Here is a 7,931-nt window from a genome sequence, read left to right as displayed (position 1 = left end):
CGGGGCCGTCGCGCACCGTCCCCCGGACAGGGGTCGCACCGCTCGCCCGCTGGTACCTGGACGTGTGGGAGGCGCTGCCCGCGGTGCGGTCGGGCCTCTTCGGGCGCGGGGTGCTGGCGGTGTCGCAGGAGGGCGCCCGCCGGGTCGCCGCGCTGCCCGAGGTGATGGCCGACGACCTGGCGCTCTCCGAGGCGTTCGCCCCGGACGAGCGCGTCGTGGTGACCGACGTCGCCGTCGTGGTGCACCCGGCGCGCACGACACGTGACCTCGTCCGCCGTCGGGCACGGGTGACCACGGGCAACGTCCAGGCGGACCGCGCCGGGCTGCGCGGGGACGGTGCCCGCACGTCCGTGGGCGACCTCTGGCGGGTGGTCCGGGAGCGGCCGGCGCTGGCGCCCAAGGTCCCCGTGTTCGTCGGGGTGGTGCTGGCCGGGCGGCTGCGTGCCCGCTCCGCCGTCCGGGCGGGCGACTTCACGACCTGGGAGCGGGACGCGAGCTCGCGCGCCTGAGGGGCGGGACACCCCCTCCCCTTTGAGGCCTAAGTTTCTTCGCTCTCCGGCCGCGGAAAGCGAAGAAACTTAGGCCTCGAAGTGGATGTCGCCCAAGGGGAAAGCGGCAGACCGCGACAGAGCGGACACCGACGCCCGTCGAGTGTCGTGCCGTCCGTCAGGCGCCGACCGTCAGTTCCCGCTGCCGGCGCACTCGATCGGTTCGCCCGGCTGCGTGGCCCTCGTGCCGACCGTCACGGCGTTCGCCTGCCACTCGGTGAGGGCGCCGCACAGGACGTCGACCGGGCCGTAGCCCCAGGCGTCCTGCACGATCTGGAGGTTGCGCACGCTGCCCGGGGTGCCCGCGCGGAACGCGTAGCCGCCGCCCTCGACCAGCAGCCCGTCGACCGTGAGCGACGTGTTGCCCTGGCCGCTCGGGTAGAAGAACGGCGCGGTCCCGTAGCAGTCGGGCGCCTCCTGCATGATGATCCGGACGTTCCGGACGGTCACGCTGCCACCGCCGTAGCCCTGGATGCCGTCGCCGTGCCAGTCCTCGCAGACGTCGGGCGGGACGATCCGGACGTACGTGTCCTCGACGACGACGTCGCCGCACTCCTTGGCGCCGACCCGGATGCCCTCGGGCAGATCGTCGATCACCACGTCGCGCACGGTGAACCCGCCGTTCCCGATGATGGGCTGGTCGGTGTCGCGGGTCTGCACCGAGCTGCGGACGAACTCGGACTGCTCGACCACCATCCCGGACCCGCACACCCCCGGGGTCGCGTCGTTGACCACCCGCGACCCGAGGGCCTGGACCCGGCGCAGCGTCACGTTCTCGGCCTCGACGTAGATGACGCCGTCCGTGATCCGCAGGTCGCTGACGACGGTCCCGGCCTCGCGGATGAAGAGGTCGCCGGTGTGGGTCTCCTTGGGGGTCCAGCCCTCGGGCAGGCCCGCGGTGTCCGGCGTCGGGAAGGTCAGGGGCTCACCCTCCTCGACCACGCTCGCCGGCGGCGACGGCGCCTCGGTGGACACCGGGGTCTCCGCCGGCGCGGAGGCGCCGGACCCGGCCGGGTCGGTGCCCGGTGCGGTGGTGGCGACCGTGGTCAGCGCGGCGGCGAGCAGCGCGCCGACGGCCAGGCGGAGCGGTGACCGCCACGACAAGGTACCCATGCCGGTCATCGTCACACGACGGTCGTTCTCGCTCATCCGGACGCCTGTGATCCCGAGGTGAGCCGCGTCGCGGCGACCTGCTCGTACAGCTCCACCATGCGGTCGACCTTGCGCTCCCACAGGTGGGTGGCGGCCACGTGCTCGCGCGCCGCCTCCCCCATCTTGAGGCGCAGGTCCGGGGCGGTGACCAGGCGACGGACCGCCGTGGCCACGTCCCGGGCGAGCTGGTCCGGAGAATGGGCAGGGACCCGGACGGCGCACGCGTCCGACACGTTGGCGCCCGGGCCACCCCGGTCGCAGACGACGAGGGGCAGTCCGTGCGCCATCGCCTCCAGCACGACGGCGCCGCCCGGCTCCCGGTAGCTGGGGAACACGAAGACGTCGGCGCGCTCGTAGAACCCGTCCACCTCGGCGCGCGGAACCGCGCCGTGCACCGTCACCCGGTCGGTCAGCCCGAGCTCGCGCACGAGGTCGTCGCATGCCTGGCGGTCGTTGCCGTCGCCGACGACGTCGAGCACCACGGGCAGGTCGCGCAGCTCGGCCATGGCGCGGATCGCGTCCCGGGCCCCCTTGGTACGCACCAGGCGCCCGACGTGCAGCAGCCGGACCGGACCGGTACGCCCCGTGCGGTCGACGGCGGGCCGGACGGCGTCGACGGACACGTCGCCGATCGTCTCGAACCGGCGCAGGCGCAGGTCGCCAAGGAGCTCGCGCACATAGGGGGCGATGCCCACCACGCAGTCGGCCTGCTCGTAGGTGGAGCGCAGGAGCGGGTCGTGCCGCAGCCGCACCCCGTCGAGCCGGCGCAGCTGCTGGTACCAGGGCGTGGCCGCCTCCTCGGCGGCGAAGGCGGGCGGTGACTCCAGGCTGCCGCCCACCGGGCCGATCAGGAACGGGATGCCCAGTCCGACGACGGGCGAGGGGTAGCGCAGGGCCACGGGCGTCGCCTGGTGCGCGACGTCGAACCGCTCGCCCTCCGCGAGGCGCGCGCGGACCCAGCGGCGGGCCCGGCCGTAGAACGGCACGTAGGCCGGCTGGAGCAGGCTGTTCAGCCGTTCCGCGCGGTGCACCAGCGGCGGCTCGGGCCACTCCACGACCCGCACCCCGGGAAGCTGCCTGGAAGGCGGTACGTGGCCTTTCTTCCAGGTGGACAGCAGGGTCACCTCGAACCGCCGCGACAGGCGCTGCGCCCACTGGTGGGCGAGCCACGACTCGCCCACGTCGTTGCCGTCGCACGCGGGTGCGACCAGCAGCACGTGGGCCCTGCGGGCGGACCCGGCCCCATCGAAGACGACCACACCCCGATAGTGACGTCTTGGCCGTGCCCGAGGCACCCCCGGGCCGGGTGAACACAGGGGTGAGAAATGCGCCCGCGGCAACTGTTCATGAATTACCGGATGAAATCAGCGCCAGGAGCCCCTTTCACCCCGGGAACCCCCGGCCGGCGCCTTTTCCCGGGGTCATACTCACCGACGTGGCACATTCGAAAGAGGCCGGGCTCGCTCCCGTCACGACAGCCGATCTGCCGCGCGTGGGCGAATTCCTGCATGCGCATCTGGACAGCCGGCTGAGCCCTGCGGTATGGGCCCGTTCGCTGCGGCCCACCTGGAGCACCAGCCACCCCGACCACGGGTTCCTGCTCGAGTCCGAGGGCCGGGTCGTGGGCGTGTACGCGGCGCTCTACTCGGAGGCGGACGGCCCCGACGGACCGAACGCCGTGTGTAACGTCGCGGCGTGGTGCGTGCTGGACGAGTTCCGCCACCACTCGCTGCGGCTGCTGCGCGCGATGCTCGCGCAGCGCGACCGCGAGCTCATCGACCTCTCCCCGAGCGGCACCGTCATCCCCCTGAACGAACGGCTCGGTTTCCAGCACCTGGACACGGCCGGAGCGCTGGTGGCCAACCTCCCGCTGCCCTCTCCCGGGGTGCGGCTGCTGACCGGGCGGCCCGACATCGAGTCCGTGCTGCGCGGCGCTGACCTGGCCGCATACCGCGACCACGCGGAGTCTCCGGCCGCGCGGCACGTCGTGGCCGTCGTCCACGGCGAGCCGTGCTGGGTGGTCTTCCGCGCCGTGCGGCGCAAGCGCCTGCGGCTGTTCGCCTCGGTGCTCCACGTGAGCGACCGCGACCTGTTCCGCGTCGCGGCGCCCGCGGTCTACCGGCACGTGCTGCTCACGCACGGGCTGCCGTTCACCCTGCTGCAGGACCGCGTGAGCGGACCCCGGCCGTGGCACTCCGTCCGCCTGCCCACCCAGCGCCCCACGATGTACCTGAGCCGCACGGGCCGGCCGCCGGAGTCGGTCTCGTACCTCTACAGCGAGCTGACGCAGGTGCCGTGGTGAAAACCGGCCGGGTGAATCCCGCTAGGTGAAAAGGGTGCGGAGAAGCGCAATTCACTATGCGCTTTCCTTGAACAGGGGATGACATCCGGTCCATGCGCGGTAATTCACCTCCTGCGCCTCGTGGGAGTGATTTGGCATAGCGCTGCACGTGTGGTGCGGCCCCGCCTTTTTCACCTCTCCCCCGGTTCACCCGCTTTTCGGCCCTATTCACCCTCGCTCGGCCTGCCGAAAATGATCGGGCGCGCTTTACCGTGATGTTCGTGACCACCATCCATCAGCACCTGGAGCATCAGGCGCGCCTGAGGCCCGGCGCACCCGCGCTGTCGGCTCGCGACGCGACCCTGACGTACGCCGAGCTGTGGCGCGCCGTACGGCAAGCCGGCGCCCGCTTCGCCGGGCTCGGCGTGGCCCGGCACGACCGGGTGGCGGTCTTCCTCGAGAAGCGGTTCGAGACGGTCGCGGCCCTGTGGGGCACCTCCGTGGCCGGCGGCGTCTTCGTCCCCGTCAACCCGCTCCTGAAGGGCAAGCAGGTCGCGCACGTGCTGCGCGACTCCGGCGCCCGCGTGCTCGTCACCTCACCCGGCCGGCTGAACGCCGTCCGCGACCACCTCGGCGACACCGGCCTGACCACCGTGCTGCTGGTGGACCCGGCCGACGGCGGCCTGCCGCACGACCTGCCCCACCTGCCCGAGCTGCCGGGACTGACCGTGCTCCGCTGGGCCCCGGCGGCCGACGACGACGTGGAGCCCGCGGGTACGCCGGGCCCCGACACCGACATCGCTGCGATCCTGTACACCTCCGGCAGCACCGGCGCCCCCAAGGGCGTGGTCCTGTCGCACCGCAACCTGGTCGTGGGCGCCACGAGCGTGTCCGGCTACCTGCACAACACGGCCGAGGACGTGCTGCTCGCGGTGCTGCCGCTGAGCTTCGACGCCGGCCTGTCCCAGCTCACCACCGCGTTCGCCGTCGGCGCCCACGTGGTGCTGCACGACTACCTGCTGCCGCGGGGCGTCACGGCCGCCTGCGAGCGGTACGGCGTCACCGGCATCACGGGCGTGCCGCCCCTGTGGACGCAGCTGGCCGGCGTCGAGTGGCCGTCGGGCGCCCGCTTCGCCCTCCGCTACTTCGCCAACACCGGCGGCCGCATGCCCGCCGCGCTCCTGGGCGAGCTGCGCGGGCTGTTCCCCGCGGCCGCCCCGTACCTGATGTACGGCCTCACCGAGGCGTTCCGCTCCACCTACCTCGATCCCGCGCAGGTCGACGCGCGCCCCGGCTCGATCGGGCGCGCCATCCCGAACGCGGAGGTGCTGGTGCTGCGCCCGGACGGCACGCCGTGCGGGCCCGACGAGCCGGGCGAGCTGGTGCACCGCGGCAGCCTGGTCGCGCTCGGCTACTGGAACGACCCGGAGCGGACGGCGGCCCGGTTCCGCCCCGTGCCCGGGTACGACGAGCCGTGGCGCGCCGTCCCGGAGCCCGCCGTGTGGTCGGGCGACACCGTGGTACGCGACGCCGAGGGCTTCCTGTACTTCGTGGGCCGCGAGGACGAGATGATCAAGACCTCCGGGTACCGCGTGAGCCCCACCGAGGTGGAGGAGGCGGCCCTGAGCACGGGGCTGGTGCGCGAGGCGGTCGCGATCGGGGTGCCGGACGAGCGGCTCGGCCAGCGCATCGTGCTCGCCGTGCTCGCCCCCGAACCGGTCGACTCCGAGCGGCTGCTCAAGGAGATGCGTCAGTCGCTGCCCACGTTCATGCTCCCGGCCGAGGTCCACGCGGCCGAGTCGTTCCCCCGCAACCCCAACGGCAAGCTGGACCGTCCGGCCATCCGCGCGGGCCTCGTCGCGGAGGTGGCCGAATGACCGCGCAGGTCGCCGAGGCGACGACGACCCCGACCGCACCCGCCCCGCACCCGGCAGTGGCGGCGCTGCCCGTCGCCGGGGACGAGGTGCTGGTGGGCGGGGTGCCCCTGACACGCCTGGCCGCCCGGGTGGGATCCACGCCCTTCTTCGCCTACGACCGGCAGCGCATCACCGACCGCGTGGCCGAGGTCAGGGCCGCGCTCGGCGACGCGGTGCGCCTCGGGTACGCGGTCAAGGCCAACCCGATGCCCGCCGTCGTGCAGCACCTGTCCGGGCTGGTCGACGCGCTCGACGTCGCCTCGGCGCACGAGATGCACACGGCCCTGGACACCGGGACCACCCCGGAGCGGATCAGCTTCGCGGGACCGGGCAAGACACCGCAGGAGATCCGCTCGGCAGTCGCGGCGGGCGTGCTGGTCGAGCTGGAGTCGTCCACGGAGGCACACCGCGTGGTCGCGGCCGGCGAGGAGCTCGGCATCGTGCCGCGCGTGGCGATCCGCGTGAACCCCGACTTCGCCGTGCGCGGCTCGGGGATGCGCATGTCCGGCGGCCCGCAGCAGTTCGGCGTCGACGCCGAGCAGGTGCCCGACCTGCTGGCCTACCTCGGCACCACGGGCGCGGACGTGACCGGGTTCCACGTGTTCGCCGGCTCGCAGAACCTCGACGCGGAGCTGATCGCCGGCGCGCAGCGCGCCACGGCCGACCTCGTCGTGGCACTCGCCGAGCACGCGCCCGGCCCCGTGCGGTACGTGAACCTGGGCGGCGGCCTGGGCATCCCCTACTTCCCCAAGGACCGGCCGGTCGACCTGGCCCGCGTGGGCGAGAGCCTCGCGGCCGTGGTCGCGGAGCAGATCGCCCCGGCGCTGCCCGAGGCCGACGTGCACATCGAGCTGGGCCGGTACCTCGTCGGAGAGGCCGGCACCTACGTGACCCGCGTGGTGGACCGCAAGGTCTCCCGCGGCCGCACCTACCTCGTCGTCGACGGCGGCATGCACCACCAGCTCGCCGCGTCGGGGAACCTCGGGCAGGTGATCCGGCGCAACTACCCGGTGCTCGTGGGCAACCGGATGGCGGCCTCAGAGCTGGAGCAGGCGACCGTCGTCGGCTGCCTGTGCACCCCGCTCGACCTGCTGGCCGACGACGTCCCGCTACCGCGGGCCGACCCCGACGACCTCGTGGTGGTGCTCCAGGCGGGGGCCTACGGCCTGACCGCCAGCCCCACCGGGTTCCTGGGCCACCCGGCGCCCGCCGAGGTGCTGGTGTGAGGCACGGCCTCGCACCACGACGACACAGTGTGAACCTTCGACAGGAGATCTGATGAGCAGCGACGTGACAGACAGCCCCGCGGGCAGCGCGACGGGCGACGTGACGCTCGCCGACGTGCTCGAGGTGCTCGGCAAGGTGCTCGGCATCGAGGACCGCGTGCGCACGTTCGACGCCGGTACCCCGCTGTTCGGCGACGTGCCCGAGCTCGACTCGCTGGCGGTGCTGGAGCTGGTGACCGCACTGGAGGACCGGTTCGCGATCACCGTCGAGGACGACGAGCTGGCCGGCGGCCTGCTGGAGACCGCGGGCAGCCTGCACGCGTTCGTCAGCGCGCGGGCGCGGTGACGGGACGGGGCATGCCATGACCATCGACGAGCAGGGGGCGGCCCGGGTCCAGGACTCGGCCGACGTCGACGACCGCGCCACGATCGGCGCGGGCACCACCATCTGGCACCTGGCCCAGGTGCGCGAGGACGCCGTCGTGGGGTCCGGGTGCATCGTGGGGCGGGGCGCCTATGTCGGGCCCGGGGTGCGCCTGGGCGACGGCTGCAAGCTGCAGAACTACGCTCTCGTCTACGAGCCGGCGGTGCTGGAGGACGGCGTGTTCGTCGGTCCGGCCGCCGTGCTGACCAACGACCTGTACCCGCGGGCCGTGACCCCGGACGGGACGGTCAAGACCGGCGACGACTGGCAGGCCGTCGGCGTCACGATCCGCACCGGCGCCGCGATCGGCGCCCGGGCGGTGTGCGTGGCCCCGGTGACGATCGGCCGGTGGGCGACCGTCGCGGCGGGCGCCGTCGTGACGGC

The 7,931-nt window shown here is 73.5% G+C and carries 8 protein-coding genes; 6 read left to right on the top strand and 2 right to left on the bottom strand.

The features are described from left to right. On the top strand, positions 1–509 hold a 509-nt coding region (locus PROKR_RS17120; protein WP_211240166.1), incomplete at its 5' end, for a hypothetical protein. A gap of 171 nt (positions 510–680) precedes the next feature. Here PROKR_RS17120 and PROKR_RS17115 read toward each other — a convergent pair. Then, on the bottom strand, positions 681–1,697 hold the full coding sequence (locus tag PROKR_RS17115; RefSeq protein ID WP_245605862.1) for a hypothetical protein: 1,017 nt from the start codon (positions 1,695–1,697) through the stop codon (positions 681–683). Continuing rightward, complete coding sequence (locus PROKR_RS17110) at positions 1,694–2,959, bottom strand: glycosyltransferase (RefSeq protein WP_051433081.1); 1,266 nt, start codon at positions 2,957–2,959, stop codon at positions 1,694–1,696. The genes PROKR_RS17115 and PROKR_RS17110 overlap by 4 nt, the downstream gene beginning before the upstream one ends. Positions 2,960–3,135: 176 nt before the next feature. On the opposite strand from PROKR_RS17110, the gene PROKR_RS17105 reads away from it, so the two are divergent. From PROKR_RS17105 to PROKR_RS17085, 5 genes are all read left to right on the top strand, one after another. Continuing rightward, the gene (locus PROKR_RS17105) at positions 3,136–4,002 is read left to right on the top strand and encodes a GNAT family N-acetyltransferase (RefSeq protein ID WP_036964973.1); all 867 of its coding nucleotides are present in this window, start codon (positions 3,136–3,138) and stop codon (positions 4,000–4,002) included. A gap of 254 nt (positions 4,003–4,256) precedes the next feature. After that, entirely contained in the window at positions 4,257–5,858 is a 1,602-nt protein-coding gene (locus PROKR_RS17100) for an acyl-CoA ligase (AMP-forming), exosortase A system-associated (protein ID WP_051433080.1), read from the top strand. Then, complete coding sequence (locus PROKR_RS17095) at positions 5,855–7,123, top strand: pyridoxal-dependent decarboxylase, exosortase A system-associated (protein WP_051433079.1); 1,269 nt, start codon at positions 5,855–5,857, stop codon at positions 7,121–7,123. The genes PROKR_RS17100 and PROKR_RS17095 overlap by 4 nt, the downstream gene beginning before the upstream one ends. Positions 7,124–7,175: 52 nt before the next feature. Beyond that, a complete protein-coding gene (locus tag PROKR_RS17090; protein WP_084800498.1) occupies positions 7,176–7,469 on the top strand; it encodes an acyl carrier protein in 294 nt (97 codons plus the stop codon). A gap of 16 nt (positions 7,470–7,485) precedes the next feature. Further along, positions 7,486–7,931, top strand: a 446-nt coding sequence (locus PROKR_RS17085; protein WP_036964969.1) for an acyltransferase, incomplete at its 3' end; no start/stop codon positions are given.

The organism is Promicromonospora kroppenstedtii DSM 19349 (genome assembly GCF_000515355.1).
Classification (GTDB): domain Bacteria; phylum Actinomycetota; class Actinomycetes; order Actinomycetales; family Cellulomonadaceae; genus Promicromonospora; species Promicromonospora kroppenstedtii.
Note: the sequence above shows the minus strand (reverse complement) of the source record. Positions and strands in the feature narration are given on the sequence as shown.

Bases quoted from the DNA above. Each gene is read 5' to 3' on its own strand.
- PROKR_RS17100 (WP_051433080.1), top strand. From the start codon at position 4,257: ATGTTCGTGACCACCATCCATCAGCACCTGGAGCATCAGGCGCGCCTG.
- PROKR_RS17095 (WP_051433079.1), top strand. From the start codon at position 5,855: ATGACCGCGCAGGTCGCCGAGGCGACGACGACCCCGACCGCACCCGCC.
- PROKR_RS17115 (WP_245605862.1), bottom strand. From the start codon at position 1,697: ATGAGCGAGAACGACCGTCGTGTGACGATGACCGGCATGGGTACCTTG.
- PROKR_RS17090 (WP_084800498.1), top strand. From the start codon at position 7,176: ATGAGCAGCGACGTGACAGACAGCCCCGCGGGCAGCGCGACGGGCGAC.